Raw genomic sequence first — 21,471 nt, 5'->3', positions numbered from 1 at the left:
TCCCGACGCCACGGCGCGGGGCTCACACGGACATGGCATGACCTCGCTGAACCTCACCAACCTGGCCTGGACGCCCCTGGGCCAGGGTCACTGTCATCACCAGTTCCAGCTGCGTGAGGCCAGCCTGCAGGTGGCGGCCGGGGAGTTTGTCGGCCTGATCGGCCCCAACGGCAGCGGCAAGACCAGCCTGTTGCGGTGTGCCTATCGCTTCAGCAAACCGCAGCAGGGCGAAGTGCAACTGGCCCAGCACAATGTGTGGAAGCAGTCGCCACGCTGGTGCGCACAACGCATCGCCGTGGTGCTCCAGGAGTTCCCCGACGCCTTCGGCCTGACCGTCGAGGAAGTGGTCGCCATGGGCCGCACCCCGCACAAGGGCCTGTTCGACGGCGACACCCTGGAGGACCGCCGTATCGCCCGCGAGGCCCTGGAGTCGGTGGGCCTGCTGGGCTTCGAGCATCACGCCTTCGCCACCTTGTCCGGGGGTGAAAAGCAACGGGTGATCCTGGCCCGGGCCCTGGCCCAACAGCCGCAACTGCTGATCCTCGACGAACCCACCAATCACCTCGACCCGCGCTACCAGCTGGAGCTTCTGCAACGGGTCAAGCACCTGGGCATCGGCACCCTGGCCAGCATCCATGATCTGAACCTGGCCGCGGCCTTCTGCGACCGCCTGTATGTCCTCGATCACGGGCGCATCGTCGCCAGCGGCACGCCTGCCGAAGTGCTCACTGTCGAGCTGTTGCGCGAGGTGTTCGGAGTCGCGGCACTGATCGACTCCCACCCCCTGTCTGGCTACCCACGAATCACCTGGATCACCCAACCATGACCTTGCGCTCCCTGCTTCGCTCCAGCCTGTTTATCGCCCTGTCGCTGGGGGCTGCCCAGGCCTTCGCCGAGGCCACTCGTTACCCGCTGACCATCAACAGCTGTAACCGCGAGGTGACCTTCAAGCAAGCACCGCAGCACGCCCTCAGCCATGACATCAACATGACCCAGATGATGCTCGCCCTGGGGCTCAAGCCGCGCATGGTGGGCTACAGCGGGGTCAGCGGCTGGAAAGCCGTGACCCCGGAAATGGGCGCCCTGCTGGACGGCCTGCCGGAGCTGGCGGCCAAGTACCCCTCGGTGGAAACCCTGCTCAACGCCAACGTCGACTTCTTCTTCGCCGGCTGGGACTACGGCATGCGCGTCGGCGGCGACCTGACCCCGCAGACCCTGGCTCCGCTGGGCATCAATGTCTATGAACTGACCGAATCCTGCGCCTTCGTGATGAAGCGCCCGGCGGCCAGCCTCGACGACACCTACAACGACCTGCGCAACCTGGGAAAAATCTTCAATGTGCAGGACCGCGCCAACGCACTGATCGCGCAGATGCAGCAGCAAGTGGCGCAGGTCCAGCAGGACCTGCCCAAGGACAAGCCCCGGGTGTTCCTCTATGACAGTGGCGAAGACCGGGCCATGACCTCGGGTCGCCTGGGCATGCCACAAGCGCTGATCGATGCCGCTGGCGGGCACAACATCCTCGATGACGTCGAGGCCAGCTGGACGCGGATCAACTGGGAGACCGTGGTCGAACGCAACCCGCAGGTGATCGTGATCGTCGACTACAGCGAAGTCACCGCCGAACAGAAGCAGCAGTTCCTGCTCGACAACCCGGCCCTGCAAGGGGTCGACGCGATCAAGAACCAGCGCTTCATCGTCATCCCCTACGTGCAGGCCACACCGGGCATCGACAACGTGCTGGCGGTGGAAACCCTGGCCAAGGGCTTCCACGGCGAATGATCAACGGTCGTTATGCCTGGCTGTTGCTGATCCTCGGCGCCCTGCTGCTGGTGTCCTGCGTGCTGTCCCTGGGCTTTGGCCCGGCGCGGGTGCCGGTGGATGTGGTCTGGCGGATTCTCCTGCACAAGGCCCTGGGCCTGGGTGCAGCAGACTGGAGCCCGGGCCAGGAACATATCGTCTGGCTGATCCGCGTGCCGCGCATGCTCCTCGGCGCCCTGGTGGGGGCCGGGCTGGCGCTGATCGGCGCGGTGCTGCAAGCGGTGACCCGCAATCCGCTGGCCGACCCGCACCTCTTGGGAGTGACCTCCGGTGCCACCCTTGGAGCAGTGATCGTGGTCCTGCATGTGGGGCAGATCATCGGCCTGCTGACCTTGCCCCTGGCAGCCTTTATCGGGGCCCTGGCGAGCATGCTCCTGGTGCTGGGCATCGCCGCCCGCAACGGCCGCCTCGACAGCGACCGCCTGCTGCTGTGCGGCGTGGCGGTGTCGTTCGTGATGATGGCGGCGGCCAACCTGCTGCTGTTCATGGGCGATCACCGGGCCAGTTCCGCGGTGATGTTCTGGATGCTCGGAGGCCTGGGCCTGGCGCGCTGGGAGCTGCTGGCGATTCCTGCCACCAGCGTGTTGCTGGGGCTGTTGTTGCTACTGGGCATGGCCCGCCCGTTGAATGCGCTGATGGCCGGTGAACAGACCGCCGTGACCCTGGGCCTGAATGCACGCAACGTGCGCCTGAAGGTGTTCCTGATCGCCTCGCTGATGACTGGGGTGCTGGTGTCCATCAGCGGCTCCATCGGTTTTGTCGGGCTGATGGTGCCGCACATTGCCCGGCGCCTGGTGGGCGCCGAGCACCGGCGCCTGCTGCCGGTATGCGTACTGCTGGGTAGCCTGTTCCTGGTCTGGGTCGATGTGGCCGCGCGCACTCTGATCGCCCCCGAGGACCTGCCCATCGGTGTGGCCACCGCAGCCATTGGCGGGGTGTTCTTCATCGGCCTGATGCGCCGCCGCTAAGCTCGCCCCTGTAGGAGCCGGCTTGCCGGCGAAGGCACCCGTGAGCCTTGTGCCAGGATCGAGGGCCTCTTCGCTGGCAAGCCAGCTCCTACAATCGTTGCCCGTGCTTTAAGATCTAGCCCTTCAATCTCTCAGGATGAGTCTCATGCTTAAAACCGCGCTCCTGGCAGTGCTGCTCGGTACCTCTCTTGGCGCCTTGGCCGCCACGCCTGTCGATGTCTCGAAAATCTACGGCAACATCCAGCTCGTCAACAGCTTCCCGGACTACAAGGTCAAGGTGGTGAACTCCTTTCCCGACCTGAAGGTGAAGCAGGTCAACGCCTTTCCCGACTCGGCGGGCAAGTGGAAGATCGTCAACAGTTTTCCCGATTACAAGATCCAGATCGTCGACTCTTTCCCGGACTTCACCATCAAGTATGTCGACGCCTTCCCTGGCGTGAATTGAAGCCTTCCTCCAGCCACGGCTGCCGCCCAGCGGCAGCACCACAATGACGCACCCCCACGCACCATCCTCCGCTCAAGGCCTCCTCTTGGGGCATCGCCGGCCCTGCGCCTGCCCGTAAAGCAAGGTTTTTCATGCCTTGCGCCGACTCGGCACACCCCTTGCAAAACAGCCCTTCAGTAGTCCGCATCTGCCTCTCAAAACAATTCAAGAGTTCATGGAGATCGCACAATGAAGCGTCGTAGCGTGCTCAAGGCTTTCACCCTCACGGCATCGATCGCCGCGATGGGCATGACCTGGACCGTCCAGGCCGCCGAGACCATCAAGGTGGGGATCCTGCACTCACTGTCGGGAACCATGGCGATCTCCGAAACGTCCCTCAAGGACATGGCGCTGATGACCATCGACGAGATCAATGCCAAGGGCGGGGTCAACGGCAAGCTGCTGGAACCGGTGGTGGTGGACCCGGCCTCGAACTGGCCGCTGTTCGCCGAGAAGGGCCGACAGTTGCTGACCCAGGACAAGGTCGCAGTGGTGTTTGGCTGCTGGACTTCGGTGTCGCGCAAGTCGGTGCTGCCAGTGTTCGAGGAACTCAACGGCCTGTTGTTCTACCCGGTGCAGTACGAAGGCGAAGAAATGTCGCCCAACGTGTTCTACACCGGTGCAGCGCCGAACCAACAGGCAATCCCGGCAGTGCAATACCTGATGAGCGAGGACGGTGGCAGCGCCAAGCGTTTCTTCCTGCTGGGCACCGACTACGTCTACCCACGCACCACCAACAAGATCCTGCGTTCGTTCCTGCATTCCAAAGGCGTGGCCGACAAGGACATCGAAGAGGTCTACACCCCGTTCGGCCACAGCGACTATCAAACCATCGTCGCCAACATCAAGAAGTTCTCCGCCGGCGGCAAGACCGCGGTGATCTCCACGGTCAATGGCGACTCCAATGTGCCCTTCTACAAGGAGTTGGCCAACCAGGGGCTGAAAGCCACCGATGTACCGGTAGTGGCCTTCTCCGTGGGTGAAGAGGAATTGCGCGGCATCGACACCAAGCCGCTGGTGGGCAACCTGGCGGCATGGAACTACTTCGAGTCGGTGGAGAACCCGGTCAACCAGAAATTCGTCGCTGACTGGAAGGCTTACGCCAAGGCCAAGAACCTGCCGGGTGCGGACAAGGCGGTGACCAACGACCCGATGGAAGCCACCTACGTGGGCATCCACATGTGGGCCCAGGCAGTGGAGAAAGCCAAGTCCACCGATGTAGACAAGGTCCGCGAAGCCCTGGCCGGTCAGACCTTCGCCGCCCCTTCGGGCTACACCCTGACCATGGACCAGACCAACCACCACCTGCACAAGCCGGTGATGATCGGCGAGATCCAGCCCGACGGTCAGTTCAACGTGGTGTGGCAGACCGAGGGCCCGATCCGCGCCCAGCCCTGGAGCCCGTTCATCCCGGGCAACGACAAGAAGCCGGACTACGCAGTCAAGAGCAACTGATCCAGCCCCAGGCCTGACGCCTTCCCTGTAGGAGCGAGCTTGCTCGCGATGAGGTCCGCAGGACCTCCAACGAAACCGCCCGGCTGGCCGCTGCGCGGATCGCGAGCAAGCTCGCTCCTACAGGTTACCCGGGTGTTTTCAAGGACATCGCCATGCCCACTGCCCTCTACCGTTTGATCCTCGCCTGCCTGTTGCTGCTGCCCATTGCAGCCCATGCCGGTGAAGCCGAAGATTTTGTTGCGGCCAATTCCAACCAACAGGCGCAACTGCTGGAAGCCTGGGCCGCGCAACCCGACCCAGCGCGCCTTGCGCTGCTCAACGCCCTGCAACAGGGCCAGTTGAACCTCGATGGCCAAGCCAAGACTCTGCGCCTGAACAACCGCCTGCGGGGGCTGATCGACATGGCCCTGGCCAGCCATCGACTGCTGGCCACCGACGCCCCAACCCGGCTCGATGCCGCCCGCCAACTGCAAAAAAGCGCCAGGCCGGCGCAACTGAAATTCCTCGATGCGCAACTGGCCGCCGAGCAAGACCCCGGTGTACACGATGCCCTGAGCCTGGCCCTGGCCAACCTGCAACTGGTGGACAACGACCCGGCGGTACGTCTGGCCGCCGTGCGCCTGCTGGGGGAAACCGGCGACCCGCTGGCCCGCACCCGCCTTGAAGGCTTGCTGGAACCGGGCGGCGAAGCCGACACGGCGGTACGTACCGCAGCAGAAACCAGCCTGGCCCAGGTCAAGCGCAAGCTGCTGGTCGGCGAAGTGCTGGGCCAGGCCTTCAGCGGCCTGTCCCTGGGTTCGATCCTGCTGCTGGCAGCCCTCGGCCTGGCCATTACCTTCGGCCTGCTGGGGGTGATCAACATGGCCCACGGCGAGATGCTGATGCTCGGCGCCTACGCCACCTATGTGGTGCAGTTGCTGTTCCAGCGCTACGCGCCCCAAGCCATCGAGTACTACCCGCTGCTGGCGCTGCCAGTGGCATTTTTCGTCACCGCCGGGATCGGCATGGTCCTGGAGCGCACGGTGATTCGTCATCTCTACGGACGCCCTCTGGAAACCCTGCTGGCCACCTGGGGCATCAGCCTGATGCTGATCCAATTGGTGCGCCTGCTGTTCGGCGCGCAGAACGTCGAAGTGGCGAACCCAGCCTGGCTTTCGGGTGGCATCCAGGTGCTGCCGAATCTGGTGCTGCCGTACAACCGCATCGTCATCATCGTCTTCGCCCTGGCGGTGGTGCTACTGACCTGGCTGCTGCTGAACAAAACCCGGCTGGGACTGAACGTGCGCGCCGTCACCCAGAACCGCAACATGGCGGCCTGCTGCGGCGTGCCTACCGGCCGTGTCGACATGCTCGCCTTCGGCCTCGGTTCGGGCATCGCCGGTCTCGGCGGCGTAGCCCTGAGCCAGATCGGCAACGTCGGCCCTGACCTGGGCCAGAGCTACATCATCGACTCATTCCTGGTGGTGGTGCTGGGCGGGGTCGGGCAACTGGCCGGCAGCGTGCTCGCGGCCTTCGGCCTGGGGATCGCCAACAAGATCCTCGAACCGCAGATCGGTGCCGTGCTCGGCAAGATCCTGATCCTCGCGCTGATCATTCTGTTCATCCAGAAACGCCCGCAGGGACTCTTCGCATTGAAAGGACGGGTGATCGACTGATGAATCAACCACTGCTGCTGACCGCCACCCAGAAAGCCGGGCCCAAAGTCACTGTCGCCATCGGAGCCGTGCTCCTCGTCCTGCTACTGGCCCTGCCACTGCTCTCCCTGCTGGCGTCGGACCATCCACTGCACGTCTCGGCCTACACCCTGACCCTGGTAGGCAAGATCCTCTGCTACGCCATCGTCGCCCTGGCCCTGGACCTGGTCTGGGGTTATGCCGGGCTGCTGTCGCTGGGCCACGGCCTGTTCTTCGCCCTGGGCGGCTATGCCATGGGCATGTACCTGATGCGCCAGGCCGCGGGGGATGGCCTGCCGGCGTTCATGACGTTCCTCTCGTGGAGCGAGTTGCCCTGGTACTGGACCGGCACCAGCAGCTTCCTCTGGTCCCTGTGCCTGGTGGTACTGGCACCCGGGCTGCTGGCCCTGGTGTTCGGCTTCTTCGCCTTCCGCTCGCGGATCAAGGGCGTGTACTTCTCGATCATGACCCAGGCCCTGACCTTCGCCGGCATGCTGCTGTTCTTTCGCAACGAAACCGGCTTTGGCGGCAACAACGGCTTTACCAATTTCCGCTCGATCCTCGGCTTCGGCATCACCGCACCCGGGACCCGCGCGGTGCTGTTCCTGGCCACGGTGCTGTTGCTGGTGGCCAGCCTGTACATCGGCTGGCGCCTGGCCCGGAGCAAGTTCGGCCGGGTCCTGACGGCGCTGCGCGATGCCGAGAATCGCCTGATGTTCTGCGGCTACGACCCCCGTGGCTTCAAGCTTTTCGTCTGGGTCTTGAGCGCAGTGCTGTGCGGCCTGGCCGGGGCCCTGTATGTGCCCCAGGTGGGCATCATCAACCCCAGCGAAATGTCCCCGACCAACTCCATCGAGGCCGCCGTATGGGTCGCCCTGGGCGGACGCGGCACGCTGATCGGTCCGTTGTTGGGGGCGGGGCTGGTGAACGGCATGAAGAGCTGGTTCACCGTGGCCTTTCCCGAATACTGGCTGTTCTTCCTCGGCGCGCTGTTCATCGTGGTGACCCTGTACCTGCCCAAGGGCGTGATCGGCCTGCTGAAGAAACGAGGTGAACAATGAGAGTCACGGCAACGGCTGATTTCATGCTCGAACCCATCCTCGAACCCAATAAGGATGCAGGTGCCAGCCGCGACGCCATCGGCCTCGGCCGTGCTGCCGGCAAGGGCCTCAACACCCGCCACGGGACCATCCTGACCCTGGAGGACATCAGCGTCAGCTTCGACGGGTTCAAGGCCCTCAACGACCTCAACCTGTACATCGGCGTCGGTGAGCTGCGCTGCATCATCGGCCCCAACGGCGCCGGCAAGACCACCCTGATGGACGTGATCACCGGCAAGACCCGCCCGACCCAAGGCAAGGCCTGGTTCGGCGAAACCCTGGACCTGACCCAGATGAGCGAAGTGCAGATCGCCCAGGCCGGGATCGGCCGCAAGTTCCAGAAGCCCACGGTGTTCGAGGCCCTGAGCGTGTTCGAGAACCTGGAGCTGGCACAGAAGGCCGACAAGTCGGTGTGGGCCAGCCTCGGCGCCCGGCTCAGCGACGAGCAGCAAGCGCGCATCGAACAGGTGCTGGAGACCATCCGCCTGACGGCCTCGGCGCAGCGCCAGGCCGGCCTGCTGTCCCACGGCCAGAAGCAGTTCCTGGAAATCGGCATGCTGCTGATGCAGGACCCACAGTTACTGTTGCTCGACGAACCGGTGGCCGGCATGACCGACGCCGAGACCGAGTTCACCGCCGAACTGTTCAAGACCCTGGCCGGCAAACACTCACTGATGGTGGTGGAGCACGACATGGGTTTTGTCGGCTCGATCGCCGACCACGTCACCGTGCTGCACCAGGGCAGCGTGCTGGCCGAAGGGTCCCTGGAGCAGGTGCAGGAAAACCAACGGGTGATCGAGGTGTACCTCGGCCGTTAGCGCAACCGCCGTTCGCCGGCAAGCCGGCTCCTCCCCCCTCCCGTAGGAGCTGGCTTGCCAGCGAAGGCCACCCCGCAATTCCCACAAGATTCGAGTACCCGACCATGCTCCAAGTCGACCAGCTGCACCAGTACTACGGCGGTAGCCACATCCTCCGCGGCCTGAGCTTCGAAGCGCAGATCGGCGAAGTCACCTGCCTGCTCGGGCGCAACGGGGTGGGCAAGACCACCCTGCTCAAATGCCTGATGGGCCTGCTGCCGGCCAAGGAAGGCGCGGTCAACTGGGAGGGCCGGACCATCACCGGCTACAAGCCGCACCAGCGGGTCCACGCCGGGATTGCGTACGTGCCACAGGGCCGAGAGATCTTCGCTCGCCTGACGGTGGAGGAGAACCTGCTGATGGGCCTGTCGCGCTTTCCAGGCGCCGAAGCCAAAGAGGTTCCGGCGTTCATCTACGAGCTGTTTCCGGTGCTGCTGCAGATGAAGCAACGCCGTGGCGGCGACCTTTCCGGCGGCCAGCAGCAACAGTTGGCCATCGGCCGCGCCCTGGCCAGCCGCCCGCGGCTGCTGATCCTCGATGAGCCTACCGAAGGCATCCAGCCCTCGGTGATCAAGGAGATCGGCGCGGTGATCAAAAAGCTCGCGGCCCAGGGCGACATGGCCATTTTACTGGTGGAGCAGTTCTACGATTTTGCCGCCGAACTGGCAGACCAGTACCTGGTGATGTCCCGCGGCGAAATCGTCCAGCAGGGCCGCGGAGAAAATATGCAGGCAGAAGGTGTACGCGGCCTGGTTACGATCTAATCTGTAGCCTCCTAACGATAACGACCCAGCATGAACTCACCTGCCGCCACCGCCCTGTTCACCCCCAGTTGGCACGCCGAGCTGGAGCTGGCCTATGCCCGGTTCGGCGCTACCACGCGCCCGGTACTGCGCCGCCATCTAGGTCCGCTGCGGGTGCAGAAGCACCTGTACGCCGAAGGCCCGGAGGTTTGCCAGCACATCATCGTCCACCCTCCCGGCGGCATTGCCGGCGGTGACCGGCTGACGATCAATGCCCGTGTCGACAACGGCGCCTGGGCGCAATTGACCAGCCCCGGGGCCGCCAAGTGGTATCGCGCCACCGGCAGCGCCAGCCAGACCCTGAACCTGCAGGTCGCGCCGGGGGCAACCCTGGAGTGGCTGCCCCAGGAGACCATTGTGTTTAGCGCCGCCCAGGCCGAGCTGACAACCCTGATCGAATTGCACGGGGATGCGCGGTTGTTCTATTGGGACATCGTTGCCCTGGGACGCCCGGCCAGTGGCGAGCGCTTCGAATACGGGCATTTCCAGGCGCAGCTGGATATCCGCCGCGACGGCCGACCGCTCTGGCATGAACGCCAGCGCATCAGTGGTGGCGATGGTTTGCTGGACTCGCCGATCGGCCTGGATGGCCAGCCGGTATTCGCCACCTTGCTGGTCACCGGCGAGGTCGACAGCCAACTGCTGGAACGCTGCCGCGCTCTGGAGCACCCGGTGCGCGGCGACCTGACACAACTGCCGGGCCTGTTGGTAGCCCGCTGCCTGGCCAGCGAAGCCCTGCAGGCCCGAGCCTGGCTGATCGCCCTGTGGCAGCTGTTGCGCCCGACCCTGCTGGGGCGCGAGGCCGTGCCGCCGAGGATCTGGAATACATGAAGCGACTGCGCCCCTTTTAACTGCCCAATGACGGATTGATCACGATGGACCTGACCCCACGCGAAAAAGACAAGCTGCTGATCTTTACCGCCGGCCTGGTAGCCGAACGGCGATTGGCCCGCGGCCTCAAGCTCAATTATCCGGAAGCCATTGCCTACATTTCCGCGGCGCTGCTCGAAGGTGCCCGGGACGGGCAGACCGTGGCCCAACTGATGCACTACGGCACCACCCTGCTCAGTCGCGAACAGGTGATGGAAGGCATCCCGGAGATGATTCCGGATATCCAGGTGGAAGCCACTTTCCCCGACGGCACCAAGCTGGTTACCGTTCACCAACCCATCGCCTGAGACCGTGCCATGACCTATCGCATCCGCGACGCGCTGCACGCTGACCTGCCGGCGATCCGCGACATCTACAACGACGCCGTACGCAACACCACGGCGATCTGGAACGAGCAGCCGGTGGACCTCGGTAATCGCCAGGCCTGGTTCAGCGCGCGCCAGGCCCAGGGCTATCCGATCCTGGTGATCGTCAACCCCGAGGAACAAGTGCTCGGCTACGCTTCTTTCGGCGACTGGCGCCCCTTCGATGGCTTTCGCCACACCGTGGAACATTCGGTCTACGTGCGCAGTGACCAGCGTGGCAATGGCCTGGGTCCGCAACTGATGACGGTGCTGCTGGAGCGCGCCCGCAGCGCTGACAAACACGTGATGGTGGCCGCTATCGAAAGTGGCAACAGCGCCTCGATCCGCCTGCATGAGCGCCTGGGTTTCATCAGCACCGGACAGATGCCTCAGGTAGGCACCAAGTTCGGACGCTGGCTGGACCTGACCTTCATGCAGCTGATTCTCAACCCTGGGGCGCAACCGCCCGCCCCTCACAAGGAGTGAAATCTCGATGAACGCCGCCCAACTGCGCCGAGTCCATGGAGAAAGCTTTGCCCATTACCGCCAGGGTTTGATCGACCTGCTGCTCGACTCGGTGCAACACGGTGCGTCCGTCGGCTTCATGGCTGACCTCGACGACAGCCAGGCCCGGGACTACCTCAGCACTGTGCAGGCCGGTGTCGAAGACGGCAGCCTGCTGTTGTGGGTGGTGGTTCACGATGAGAAGGTCCTGGCCAGCGTGCAACTGGCGCTGTGCATGAAGGCCAACGGACGCAACCGCGCCGAAGTACAGAAGCTCCAGGTGCTGCACAGCGCTCGGCGCCGGGGGCTCGGCCAGCAGTTGATGTCGGCGCTGGAGCAAGCGGCTCATCAGCACCAGCGCGGGTTGTTGTACCTGGACACCGAGGCCGGCTCGGCCGCCGAGGACTTCTACCGCTCGCTGGGCTATACAAGGGTCGGCGAACTGCCCAACTACTGCCAGAGCCCGGACGGCACCTACACCCCCACTGCCATATACTTCAAGACCTTGGGACAACCCTCATGATTCCTGGCCAATACCAGATCCAGCCCGGCGAGATTGAACTCAATGCCGGGCGCCGCACCCTGAGCCTGAGCGTTGCCAACAGTGGCGACCGGCCGATCCAGGTTGGCTCCCACTACCACTTCTTCGAAACCAACGACGCCCTGACCTTCGATCGCGCCGCCAGCCGCGGCATGCGCTTGAATATCGCGGCGGGTACCGCCGTGCGCTTCGAACCGGGACAGACCCGGGAAGTGGAACTGGTGGACCTGGCGGGGCATCGTCGGGTGTTCGGTTTTGCCGGACGCATCATGGGCGACCTCTGACCCCCTCGACGCCACGCGCGTAGGAGCCGGCTTGCCGGCGAAAAGGCCCGAAAAGTCGCCTTCGCTGGCAAGCCAGCTCCTACAGGTTTTGTTTTCTGTAAGGAGCTGCGATGAAGATTTCCCGTGAGGCCTATGCCGATATGTTCGGCCCGACAGTGGGCGACAAGGTGCGCCTGGCTGACACCGAGTTGTGGATCGAGGTGGAGAAGGATTTCACCACCTACGGCGAAGAGGTGAAGTTCGGCGGCGGCAAGGTGATCCGCGATGGCATGGGCCAGAGCCAACTGCTGGCCGCCGAGGTGGTGGATACGCTGATCACCAACGCGCTGATCATCGATCACTGGGGCATCGTCAAGGCCGACGTCGGCTTGAAGGACGGGCGCATCGCCGCCATCGGCAAGGCCGGCAATCCGGATATCCAGCCCGATGTGACCATCGCCATTGGCGCCAGCACCGAAGTGATCGCCGGCGAGGGCATGATCCTCACCGCCGGCGGTATCGATACCCATATTCACTTCATCTGTCCGCAGCAGATCGAGGAGGCGCTGATGAGTGGCGTCACCACCATGATCGGTGGCGGCACGGGGCCAGCCACCGGGACCAACGCCACCACCTGCACTTCGGGGCCCTGGCACATGGCGCGCATGCTCCAGGCGGCGGACGCCTTCGCGATGAACATCGGCTTTACCGGCAAGGGTAACGCCAGCCTGCCGGAACCGCTGATCGAGCAGGTCCGGGCTGGGGCCATCGGCCTCAAGCTGCACGAGGATTGGGGCAGCACTCCGGCGAGTATCGATAACTGCCTGAGCGTGGCCGACGCGTACGACGTGCAGGTTGCAATCCACACCGACACCTTGAATGAATCCGGCTTCGTCGAAACCACCCTCGGTGCCTTCAAGGGCCGGACCATCCACACCTACCACACCGAAGGCGCCGGCGGCGGCCACGCCCCGGACATCATCAAGGCCTGCGGCTTCGCCAACGTGCTGCCCAGCTCCACCAACCCGACCCGGCCCTTCACCCGCAACACCATCGACGAACACCTGGACATGCTCATGGTCTGCCACCACCTGGACCCGAGCATCGCCGAGGACGTGGCCTTCGCCGAAAGCCGCATCCGCCGGGAAACCATCGCTGCCGAGGATATCCTCCACGACCTGGGGGCGTTCTCGATGATCAGCTCCGACAGCCAGGCCATGGGCCGGGTTGGCGAGGTAGTGACCCGCACCTGGCAAACCGCCGACAAGATGCACCGCCAGCGCGGCCCGTTGCCGGGTGATGGCCCGGGCAACAGTAATTTCCGGGTCAAGCGCTACATCGCCAAGTACACCATCAACCCGGCGATCACCCACGGCATCAGCCATGAAGTGGGCTCGATCGAAATCGGCAAGTGGGCCGACCTGGTGCTCTGGCGCCCGGCCTTCTTCGGCGTCAAGCCGACCCTGATCCTCAAGGGCGGGGCGATTGCCGCGAGCCTGATGGGCGATGCCAACGCCTCGATCCCGACGCCACAGCCGGTGCACTACCGACCGATGTTCGCCAGCTATGGCGGCAGTCGCCACGCCACCAGCCTGACTTTCATCAGCCAGGCCGCGCTGGAGGCCGGGGTGCCGGAACAACTGGGGCTGAAAAAGCGCATCGCGGTGGTCAAGGGTTGCCGTAACGTGCAGAAGACCGACCTGATCCACAATGACTACCTGCCGAACATCGAGGTCGATCCGCAGACGTATCAGGTCAAGGCGGACGGGGTTCTGCTGTGGTGCGAACCGGCGGATGTACTGCCCATGGCCCAACGCTACTTCCTGTTCTGAGGCACACTCAGCCGCTGGATTAGGCGCTAAGATGCCTCTCGGTTTCCCCTCTCTGCCCAGTAAGGTGCCCGGCTATGCGCCTGTCCGATTTCATCGTGCAGCACGTTGATCGAATCGTTGATGAATGGGAGCAATTTGCCAGGACCCTGGCCCCCGAGCCCGGCACCATGACCCGCACCGACCTGCGCGATCACGCCAGGTCGATCCTGCTGGCCGCGGCCCGGGACATGCGCACCGTGCAGAGTCCCGGTGAACAAGTGGCCAAGGCCAGGGGCGAAGGCCCGGAAAAAACCCCCAGCCTGGATGTGGCCGCCGCCAGCCATGGCGAACTGCGCCATCACGTGGGCTTCGACCTGGTGCAAATGACCTCGGAGTTCCGTCACCTGAGGGCCAGCGTGATCCGCCTGTGGGTCGCCAGCCTGATCACGCCGGACCTGAACAATCTGCAGGACATGATCCGTTTCAACGAAGCCATCGACGAGGCCCTGGCCGAGTCCACAGCGGCCTATGCCGAACAGGTCAGCCGCTCGCGGGATATCTTCCTGGCGATTCTCGGCCACGACCTGCGGGCGCCATTGCAGGCGGTGAGCATGTCCACCGAGATGCTGGCGCGCAAAGTGGCGCTGGACAGCGATGCCCAGGCCTTTGTTTCTCGTATCAAGAGTGGCACCCGGCACATGGCGGCGATGGTCAGCGACTTGTTGGAGTTCGTCCGCAGCCGCCTGGGCAATGGCCTGCCCATCGACCCGGCCCCCATGGACCTGGCCAGCGCGGCCAAGGCCGCCATGGATGAAGCCTGCGCCGGGCAGCCCGATTGCACCCCGTTATTGAGTTTCGACGGTGATAGCCATGGCATCTGGGACCGTGGGCGCATCGAGCAGTTGCTGCAGAACCTGATTGGCAACGCCCTGCAGCACGGTAGCAACCGCCGTACCGTGACCGTGACCATCACCGGGGGTGCCGAACAAGTGCTGCTGACTGTGCACAACTACGGCACACCGATCCCCAAGGAAGCCCTGAACACCCTGTTCGACCCTTTGGTGCGCAGCGCCGACGAGGAACTGGGCAGTACCAGCACCAGTCTTGGCCTGGGCCTGTTCATCGTCAAGGAAGTGGTGACGGCGCACCAGGGCAGTATTGAAGTCAGCTCCAACGCCAGCGACGGCACCACCTTCACCGTGATCCTGCCGCGGGTTTCCCGCGCCACCTCGTAGGAGCTGGCTTGCCAGCGAAGGCGTCGGCACAGATTGCGCAAGGCCCAAGGGCCCTTTCGCCGGCAAGCCGGCTCCTACAACGAACGGATGGCAAACCGTAGGAGCTGGCTTGCCAGCGAAGGCGTCGGCACAGGTTGCGCAAGGCCCAAGGGCCCTTTCGCCGGCAAGCCGGCTCCTACGACGAACGGGTGGCAAACCGTAGGAGCTGGCTTGCCAGCGAAGGCGTCGGCACAGATTGCGCAAGGCCCAAGGGCCTCTTCGCCGGCAAGCCGGCTCCTACAACGAACGGATGGCAAACCGTAGGAGCTGGCTTGCCAGCGAAGGCGACGGCACAGGTTGCGCAAGGCCCGAGGGCCCTTTCGCCGGCAAGCCGGCTCCTACGGGGCGGTCAGTCCGCCAGCAGGCGCCCCAGGCGCTGCTTGAGCATCTGGTTTTCGGCGCGCAGTTGTCGCACCTCATCCAGCAGGTCCAGCGCCAAGGCGACGCCTTCCCACTCCAGGTCCAGGTCGCGGCGCAGCTTCGCCGCACGCTTGGCCAGGGACAACTCAAAATCGTTGAAACGCCAATCCTTGGGCGTCGAGCCCTGAGGTTCGAGGATGCCATGTTCGACGATTTCGATCACGTAGGCCGCCGACAGGTCGGCTACTTCACAGAACTCTTCCATGTCCAGCTGAACGATCAGGGTACTCATGATCAGCGCCTCCTAGTGTCGAATCAGAAATGTTCCCGAGGATCGAACGCAGCCTTTTTCGCCAGTGCCTGCCACAACGCCTTGACCTCATCCCCGTCCTCCTTGGGCATCACCGCCTTGAGCTGCACGAACAGGTTGCCACGGTGGCCGGCCTTGTTCAGCAGGCCGTGACCCTTGGCGCGCATGCGCTGGCCGTTCTGGCTGCCGGCCGGAACCTTGAGGTTGATCTTGCCGGTCAGGGTCGGCACCGCGACCTCGGTACCCAGCGCCAGCTCCCAGGGGGCCAGCGGCAAGGTGATGATCAGGTTCTCGCCCTCGACATCGAACTTCGGATGAGGAGCAAAGCGGATAGTCAGGTACAGGTCGCCATTGGCTCCGCCGCCAACGCCCGGTGCGCCCTGGCCCTTGAGGCGGATGCGCTCGCCGTCGCTGACCCCGGCCGGAATCTTCACGTTCAGGCTCTTGCTGGTATTGCTGACGTGCTGGCCCGCAGCGTTGTATTGCGGCACCTGGAAGCTGATCTTCTTCGACTCGGTCGACAAGGTTTCTTCAAGAAAAATCGGCAGTTCCATTTCCACATCCTGTCCACGACGGCCACTGCTGCGGCGCTGCTCCGGGCCGCCGAATCCTGGCCCCCGGTTACCAAAGATCGAACTGAAGAAGTCCGAGAAATCGCCACCATCGGCGCCATCGCCGCCGCCAAAACCGCCACGGCTCTGCCAGCCCGGCGGGCCCTGGAACGGCTGGCCGTGCTGGCCGTACTTGCGCAGGTCGTCGTACTCGGCGCGCTTGTCGGCGCTTTTCAGCGCTTCATAGGCTTCCGAGGCGTCCTTGAACTTGGCCTCGGCGTCCTTTTCCTTACTGACGTCGGGGTGATATTTGCGTGCCAGCTTGCGATAGGCGGCCTTGATCGCCTTGTCGTCAGCAGTCGGCTCGACGCCGAGAATCTTGTAATAGTCTTTGAAGTCCATCGCGGGATTCACCATCCGTTATCTAGGTCGCGCGGCGTGCAGTACAGCATGCCCGGTCTGGCAGCATGAAGATTGACCAATCTCAATCCTCTGACTGAACGGCGCATCAGAAGTTTATCGGCAGCCTCGGGCGGATCTTGCGATCCCTTGTAGCTGCCAGGCTCATGCCTGCAAGTTTGGGGGTCAAGGATAGTCTTTCAAGGCACAACAGGTTGCGATTTAGCAGATAGTCGGCCTTTGCAACGCGCGAGGACTGGCGTACGCTTCGCGGCCGTTTTTTTCACCGGATCGAAAGACATGAATAACGCCTCCCCGGCCCGTGCTTGCGGCATCGACTTCGGCACCTCCAACTCTACCGTCGGCTGGCTGCGGCCCGGCGAGGAGACGCTGATCGCCCTGGAGGACGATAAGATCACCCTGCCTTCGGTGGTGTTCTTCAATATTGAAGAACGCCGTCCGGTGTACGGCCGCCTGGCGCTGCACGAGTACCTGGAAGGCTACGAAGGCCGGCTGATGCGCTCGCTGAAGAGCCTGCTGGGCTCCAAGCTGATCAAGCACGACACCAGCGTGCTGGGCACTGCCATGCCGTTCAAGGACCTGCTGGGGCTGTTTATCGGCCAGTTGAAAAGCCGTGCCGAGGCCACCGCGGGTCGGGAATTCGACGAAGTGGTGCTGGGCCGCCCGGTGTTCTTCGTCGATGACGACGCCGACGCCGACCAGGAAGCCGAAAACACCCTGGTGGACGTGGCTCGCAAGATCGGCTTCAAGGAAGTGTCCTTCCAGTACGAACCGATCGCCGCGGCCTTCGACTACGAGTCGACCATCGAGCGCGAGGAGCTGGTACTGATCGTCGACATCGGCGGTGGTACCTCGGACTTCTCCCTGGTGCGCCTGTCCCCTGAGCGCCGTGGGGTCGACAACCGCCACGACGACATCCTCGCCACTGGCGGTGTGCACGTCGGCGGGACCGACTTCGACAAGCAACTTTCGCTCGCTGGGGTGATGCCACTGTTCGGTTACGGCAGCCGGATGAAGAGCGGCGCCTACATGCCCACCAGCCACCACATGAACCTGGCGACCTGGCACACCATCAACTCGGTGTACTCACAGAAGTCCCAGTTGGCCCTTGGCAGCATGCGCTATGACATCGAGGACACCGGCGGCATCGACCGATTGTTCAAGCTGATCGAGCAGCGTGCAGGCCACTGGCTGGCCATGGAGATTGAAGAAACCAAAATCCAGCTGACCCATGCCGATAACCGTCTGGTGCCCCTGGATCGCATCGAGCGCGACCTCAGCATCGATCTGAGCCGGGCCCTGTTCGAGTCGTCCATCGACAACCAACTGCAGCGCATCCGCAACAGCGTCACGCAGCTGCTCCAGGACGCCAACGTCAGCGAAAGCCAGGTCGATACGGTGTTCTTCACCGGTGGCTCCAGCGGCATTCCGGCACTGCGCCAGAGCGTGGCGGCGATGCTGCCCAACGCCCGGCATGTGGAAGGCAATATCTTCGGCAGCATCGGTAGCGGCCTGGCGATTGAAGCCAAAAAGCGCTACGGCTAAGCATCCCGCGCCCGACGTTCGTACCCCAGGGATGGGAAAAATTTTCGCAAGGAACCACAACGATGAACCTGTGCAAACTGCTGCCCCTACTGACCGCCCTGCTGCTGACCGGCTGCAAGGAAGACTTCATGTCCCTGCACTTCGAGCAGCCGGTGGGTTATCGCGGCCAGCAGATCAATGCCAAGGTCAGCACCCTGCTGAAGGAGGCGATTCGCTCCCGCGGCATCGCCCCTGAACAGATCGTGCTGGAGCTGGATGAGCAGGACACTCGGGTGGTCCATCTGGCCCTCGACGGCGAGTTGAGCCCTGAGCAGCGGACGGCCCTGCGCGCCCTGTTTGACGACATCATCAAGGCGCGGGCGGCCAGCAGCATGGCCATCGACCTGACCCTCCAAGCCCAGCCCGGGGCTGCCACCCCGCAGCCAATCACCCTGGACCTGGCCATCACGCCCGAGGTGCAGCTTTCGGCGCGCTACCAATATCTAGACCGGGCCATAGGCCTGTTCAACCAGAGCGGGGTTCCGGTGCAGATCATCTGCAGCATCGAGGGGCAATTGAACGGCGAGCTGCCCTTCAAGGGGCTGAGCGTGCGCCAGATCCCCGAGCAATCGCCCGAGCATGCCTACCTCAATTACCGAACTCAGAACTTCCAGAGAAAGACCATGCCGGTGCTGATGCAGGTCAAGGACGCCCAACTGCGCGAGAGCATGAGCAAAGGCGATATTCGCCTGTGGAGCGAAGAGCAGATCGCCGACGACCTGCTGCGGACCAAGCTGCAATTGTCGATTGAAATCGGCAACCTGGGCGACCAGGTGCTGGCCGCCGACTTCAGTGCCGACAGTCGCCAAGACACCTGGACCAGCGAATGTGCGAAGAAGATCGAGCACCTGGGCCGACCGTTCTCCTTCCATATCGGCTCAGGCCTCGATCGCCTGCAGGCGGTCACCTATGAGGATGCCGGGCGCGGTTGAGGCCCGGCAGGGTTCAGACCAGCCCCGCCAGCTTCAGCTCGCTTTTCAGATAGGCGTAGTAGATCGGCCCCGCCACCACCCCTGGCAGGCCGAACGCCGCCTCGAACACCAGCATCGCCAGCAGCAACTCCCAGGACTTGGCACTGATCTGCCCGCCAACAATCCGCGCGTTGAGAAAGTATTCCAGCTTGTGGATAAAGATCAGGTAGCCCAGAGCCGCCACCGCCACCCAGATCGACAGCGACAGGCCGACGATGGTGATCAGGGTGTTGGAGATCAGGTTGCCGATCACCGGCAGCAGGCCCAGCAGGAAGGTCAGCACGATCAGGGTCTTGGTCAACGGCAGCTTGACCCCGAACATCGGCAGGATCACCGCCAGGAAGATCCCAGTGAAGAAAGTGTTGAGCAGGGAAATCTTGATCTGCGCGAAGACGATGTTGCGAAAGGCCTGGACCAGCAGGTGCAGACGATCGAACAGCGCCGCCGCCAGAGGCTTGCGCTTGGTCAGGTCGGGGATGCGCTGCAAGGCGATGATCGCCCCCAGGACCATGCCGATCAGCAGGGTCACGAACATGTGCGCCGCGTCCTTGCCCACCAGTTGCAACTCGCTCAGGTGCTTGCTGGCCCAGGCGCCGATGGCGGCCTGGAACTCCGCGGCGCTGGCCGGCAGATAGGAATCGAGGAACGGCGGCAACTGGCCCCGGGCCTTGTCCACCACCACCATGAACTTGTCCAGTGAGGCGCCGGGATTCTCCGCCTCATGCAGCAGGAAACTGATGGCTCCGGCGAACAGCAGGGTCAGCAGGCTGACCACCAGGGTGCCGAGCAGGGCCACCGCCAGCCAGCGCGCACGCTGGCCTTCGATCAGCCGCTGCAACTGCGGCGTGAGCATGTTGACCAGCTCGAACACCAGCAAACCGGCCAGCAGGCTGGGCAACAGCCGCAACGGCAGGGCCAGCAGCAGGCCGCCAAAGATAATGATCCAACTGATGAACAACAGATGACGCTGTGAAAACGCTGGCATATAGCCTCAAGACAAACAGCGGGAAAAGACCGGCAGTCTGCCAGCCTTCACCGCAGAGGAATAGTGGCAGGCGCCGCAAGGGCGTGGGCTTACGGGGTACTGGAGTGTTGTGACGGCTGAAGGCTCAGTCGGTTTTGGCCTGGGGCTGCGGGGCTGAAAGGTCGGGCAACGGCACGGCGTAGCCGCAGTAGTGCAGTTCGGTCAGGGTCAGTCGCTGGTCCGGATAATCGGCCCCCCATGGCAACCCCTGATCGTAGCGGGACTTGGCATGAGCGCAGATCGCCTGCAGCTTTCGTTGCGACTCGACCAGCACCGGTACCGGCAAGGGATTGATCTTCAGACTCTGGAAAAACGGCTGGATAAAGGTCTGGTCGAGATCATAGCCCTTGGCTCCCAAGGGCATACGCTGCCCGGCATGCACATAAAAGGGTTGCTTGAGCCCACTCTCGCCCTCCCAGCACCAGTACTTGACCTCATCCTCCTGCAGCCCTACCGCCTGGCCCCTCCACGACTCGTAGAAACGCAGGCATTGATAACCCCCACGCGTGACCCAGTCCGCCTGATTGGGCTGGAACCCGCCACCGGGCAGCGCCAGGGCCGCCAGCTTGGCCTTGGCAAATACTTCCTTGGGGTACAGCAAGCCATCACCCTTGCCGCTCAGGAAGCTGTCGACCCCCATGTACAGCGACCCGGCCGTGACCTGGACAGTCCCGTAGCTGAACGAGCCCGAGGTTCCGACAGACAACGCATCATGGTCCTTGCGGTAAGTGAAGCCGCTGCTCAGCGTGCCACACACGGTGTGCCGGAAGGGTTCCGGCAGGTCGAAGGAATAACGCTGGGTCAGCGTCACCCGTTTCGCCCCTTCGGTGCACAGCATTCGGGTGTCCAAGCGATCATTTTCGTAAACCAGGGACGGCGCCATGCAACCGCTGATGGCAGCGAGAACGCCACAGGTCAGCGTGTTCTCGACACAACGGCGCACAAGCCTCGCCCGCCCGGGAGAACCCCTCACTTGTATTTGCTGATAAACGAATACTTGATGCCCGCAGCTTCGACGATGCCCTTCATTTCCTGCTCCTGCTCCGGCTCGCCAACAAAGAACAACCAGACCCGAGGAAAGCGCTGATCGCTCAATGCTCCGCCGACAATCGCCTTGTCCAGTGCCGGGTTGGCGCCGAACATCAGGAACCTGCCACTCTGGCTCTCGGAGACCTGGGCGAACATGTCACGCACATTGAAACGCTCACGCGCACCGCCCGCCACAATCACCAGGCGATCGGGAAGCAGCCCATGGCTGTTGATCCGCGTGGCAAGCAACTGCTGATCCTGGCCCCCGCCTTGTGCCGCACCGTTGCCGTCCCTCTGCACCCGAGCCGCGACCTCGGACAGGACCTGCTCTTCATCCTTGCGCTGTGGTTGCGAAGCACAACCACTCAAAAACAGCAGCAAGGCAATCCAAGCCCACTTTTTCATGCTCATCTCCCTATGTATTTATGTATGA

At 63.6% G+C, this 21,471-nt stretch carries 23 protein-coding genes; 18 read left to right on the top strand and 5 right to left on the bottom strand.

What is annotated here, in order from left to right; all coding sequences use genetic code 11:
* Positions 1-37 precede the first annotated feature (37 nt).
* From GV818_RS18140 to GV818_RS18065, 16 genes are all read left to right on the top strand, one after another.
* On the top strand, positions 38-826 hold the full coding sequence (locus tag GV818_RS18140) for an ABC transporter ATP-binding protein (protein ID WP_161758748.1): 789 nt from the start codon (positions 38-40) through the stop codon (positions 824-826).
* Entirely contained in the window at positions 823-1,782 is a 960-nt protein-coding gene (locus GV818_RS18135) for an ABC transporter substrate-binding protein (protein WP_161758749.1), read from the top strand. Before GV818_RS18140 ends, GV818_RS18135 begins: the two co-directional genes overlap by 4 nt.
* Positions 1,779-2,789 (top strand): FecCD family ABC transporter permease, encoded by a 1,011-nt coding sequence (locus GV818_RS18130; protein ID WP_161758750.1) that lies wholly within the window; start codon positions 1,779-1,781, stop codon positions 2,787-2,789. The genes GV818_RS18135 and GV818_RS18130 overlap by 4 nt, the downstream gene beginning before the upstream one ends.
* 145 nt (positions 2,790-2,934) lie before the next feature.
* Entirely contained in the window at positions 2,935-3,234 is a 300-nt protein-coding gene (locus tag GV818_RS18125; protein WP_161758751.1) for a hypothetical protein, read from the top strand.
* A gap of 228 nt (positions 3,235-3,462) precedes the next feature.
* Positions 3,463-4,728 (top strand): urea ABC transporter substrate-binding protein, encoded by a 1,266-nt coding sequence (gene urtA / locus GV818_RS18120; protein ID WP_161777138.1) that lies wholly within the window; start codon positions 3,463-3,465, stop codon positions 4,726-4,728.
* 152 nt (positions 4,729-4,880) lie between these two features.
* On the top strand, positions 4,881-6,383 hold the full coding sequence (urtB, locus tag GV818_RS18115) for an urea ABC transporter permease subunit UrtB (protein ID WP_161758753.1): 1,503 nt from the start codon (positions 4,881-4,883) through the stop codon (positions 6,381-6,383).
* The gene (urtC, locus tag GV818_RS18110) at positions 6,383-7,462 is read left to right on the top strand and encodes an urea ABC transporter permease subunit UrtC (RefSeq protein ID WP_161777137.1); all 1,080 of its coding nucleotides are present in this window, start codon (positions 6,383-6,385) and stop codon (positions 7,460-7,462) included. The genes urtB and urtC overlap by 1 nt, the downstream gene beginning before the upstream one ends.
* A complete protein-coding gene (gene urtD, locus GV818_RS18105) occupies positions 7,459-8,319 on the top strand; it encodes an urea ABC transporter ATP-binding protein UrtD (RefSeq protein WP_161758755.1) in 861 nt (286 codons plus the stop codon). The genes urtC and urtD overlap by 4 nt, the downstream gene beginning before the upstream one ends.
* A 104-nt stretch (positions 8,320-8,423) precedes the next feature.
* A complete protein-coding gene (gene urtE, locus GV818_RS18100; protein WP_161758756.1) occupies positions 8,424-9,122 on the top strand; it encodes an urea ABC transporter ATP-binding subunit UrtE in 699 nt (232 codons plus the stop codon).
* A 30-nt stretch (positions 9,123-9,152) separates the two neighbouring features.
* The gene (locus GV818_RS18095; protein ID WP_161777136.1) at positions 9,153-9,992 is read left to right on the top strand and encodes an urease accessory protein UreD; all 840 of its coding nucleotides are present in this window, start codon (positions 9,153-9,155) and stop codon (positions 9,990-9,992) included.
* A 44-nt stretch (positions 9,993-10,036) separates the two neighbouring features.
* Entirely contained in the window at positions 10,037-10,339 is a 303-nt protein-coding gene (locus tag GV818_RS18090) for an urease subunit gamma (RefSeq protein ID WP_161758758.1), read from the top strand.
* A 9-nt stretch (positions 10,340-10,348) separates the two neighbouring features.
* The gene (locus GV818_RS18085; protein ID WP_161777135.1) at positions 10,349-10,882 is read left to right on the top strand and encodes a GNAT family N-acetyltransferase; all 534 of its coding nucleotides are present in this window, start codon (positions 10,349-10,351) and stop codon (positions 10,880-10,882) included.
* A gap of 7 nt (positions 10,883-10,889) precedes the next feature.
* Entirely contained in the window at positions 10,890-11,423 is a 534-nt protein-coding gene (locus GV818_RS18080) for a GNAT family N-acetyltransferase (protein ID WP_161758760.1), read from the top strand.
* Positions 11,420-11,725, top strand: a complete 306-nt coding sequence (locus GV818_RS18075) for an urease subunit beta (RefSeq protein ID WP_161758761.1) — start codon at positions 11,420-11,422, stop codon at positions 11,723-11,725. Before GV818_RS18080 ends, GV818_RS18075 begins: the two co-directional genes overlap by 4 nt.
* 110 nt (positions 11,726-11,835) lie before the next feature.
* The gene (gene ureC / locus GV818_RS18070; RefSeq protein WP_161758762.1) at positions 11,836-13,536 is read left to right on the top strand and encodes an urease subunit alpha; all 1,701 of its coding nucleotides are present in this window, start codon (positions 11,836-11,838) and stop codon (positions 13,534-13,536) included.
* Positions 13,537-13,610: 74 nt separating this feature from the next.
* Positions 13,611-14,750 (top strand): sensor histidine kinase, encoded by a 1,140-nt coding sequence (locus GV818_RS18065; protein WP_161777134.1) that lies wholly within the window; start codon positions 13,611-13,613, stop codon positions 14,748-14,750.
* A gap of 388 nt (positions 14,751-15,138) precedes the next feature.
* On the opposite strand, the gene GV818_RS18060 is transcribed toward GV818_RS18065, so the two are convergent.
* Positions 15,139-15,441 (bottom strand): chaperone modulator CbpM, encoded by a 303-nt coding sequence (locus tag GV818_RS18060; RefSeq protein ID WP_161758764.1) that lies wholly within the window; start codon positions 15,439-15,441, stop codon positions 15,139-15,141.
* A 23-nt stretch (positions 15,442-15,464) separates the two neighbouring features.
* On the bottom strand, positions 15,465-16,412 hold the full coding sequence (locus GV818_RS18055; protein WP_161758765.1) for a DnaJ C-terminal domain-containing protein: 948 nt from the start codon (positions 16,410-16,412) through the stop codon (positions 15,465-15,467).
* A gap of 297 nt (positions 16,413-16,709) precedes the next feature.
* Here GV818_RS18055 and GV818_RS18050 point away from each other — a divergent pair, with 297 nt between their 5' ends.
* Positions 16,710-17,975 (top strand): Hsp70 family protein, encoded by a 1,266-nt coding sequence (locus tag GV818_RS18050; protein ID WP_161758766.1) that lies wholly within the window; start codon positions 16,710-16,712, stop codon positions 17,973-17,975.
* 62 nt (positions 17,976-18,037) lie between these two features.
* Positions 18,038-18,946, top strand: a complete 909-nt coding sequence (locus GV818_RS18045; protein ID WP_161777133.1) for a hypothetical protein — start codon at positions 18,038-18,040, stop codon at positions 18,944-18,946.
* A gap of 13 nt (positions 18,947-18,959) precedes the next feature.
* Here GV818_RS18045 and GV818_RS18040 read toward each other — a convergent pair whose 3' ends face one another.
* The 3 genes from GV818_RS18040 to GV818_RS18030 all read right to left on the bottom strand — a co-directional run bounded on the left by GV818_RS18040 (position 18,960) and on the right by GV818_RS18030 (position 21,443).
* Positions 18,960-19,970 carry an AI-2E family transporter gene (locus tag GV818_RS18040; RefSeq protein ID WP_161758768.1) on the bottom strand — a complete coding sequence of 337 codons (1,011 nt, stop codon included), beginning with the start codon at positions 19,968-19,970 and terminating at the stop codon, positions 18,960-18,962.
* A 124-nt stretch (positions 19,971-20,094) separates the two neighbouring features.
* A complete protein-coding gene (locus tag GV818_RS18035; RefSeq protein WP_256679485.1) occupies positions 20,095-20,847 on the bottom strand; it encodes a hypothetical protein in 753 nt (250 codons plus the stop codon).
* A 131-nt stretch (positions 20,848-20,978) separates the two neighbouring features.
* Positions 20,979-21,443, bottom strand: a complete 465-nt coding sequence (locus GV818_RS18030; RefSeq protein ID WP_161777131.1) for a hypothetical protein — start codon at positions 21,441-21,443, stop codon at positions 20,979-20,981.
* Between the last annotated feature and the right edge of the window lie 28 nt (positions 21,444-21,471).

It is taken from the genome of Pseudomonas sp. Fl4BN1 (assembly GCF_009908285.1).
Classification (GTDB): Bacteria; Pseudomonadota; Gammaproteobacteria; order Pseudomonadales; family Pseudomonadaceae; genus Aquipseudomonas.
The sequence above is the reverse complement of the archived record's forward strand: the minus strand, read 5'-3'. Positions and strand labels throughout refer to the sequence as shown.